Genomic DNA, 600 nt, shown 5'->3' on the forward strand with positions numbered 1-600 from the left:
CGCTTTTTCTAGCGTCATACCCGGATCTGGCGGAACCAGTTTCGAAATACGGTCAACGAAACCAAATGGGTGACCAAGAACACGACCAACGTCACGGATTACCGCTTTCGCCGCCATCGTACCGAATGTGATGATCTGAGATACGGCATCGCGACCGTACATTTCGGCAACGTGATCAATCACTTGGTCACGCTTATCCATACAAAAGTCGACGTCGAAATCGGGCATGGATACACGTTCTGGGTTCAAGAAACGTTCGAAGAGCAAGTCATATTCAAGCGGATCAAGATCGGTGATTTTCAGCGCGTAGGCCACCAAAGAACCGGCACCCGAACCACGACCAGGACCGACTGGAATCGCGTTGTCTTTCGACCACTGGATGAACTCCATTACGATCAAGAAGTAGCCTGGGAACCCCATTTGGTTGATTACGTCGAGTTCGATTTGTAAACGCTCGTCGTATTCTGGACGGCGCTTTTTGCGCTCTTCTTCATTAGGGAATAGGAACTCTAGACGCTCTTCCAAACCTTCTCGCGACTTCATGACCAAGAATTCAGTTTCTTCCATCCCTTCTGTTGGGAAGGCTGGCAAGAAGTATTC

General features: G+C 49.5%; 1 pseudogene. It reads right to left on the minus strand.

The window, feature by feature from the left end:
* A pseudogene (gene dnaE, locus R7Z77_RS26850) lies at positions 1-600 on the minus strand (DNA polymerase III subunit alpha); the annotation flags it as partial.

The organism is Vibrio sp. 1401, from assembly GCF_033340295.1.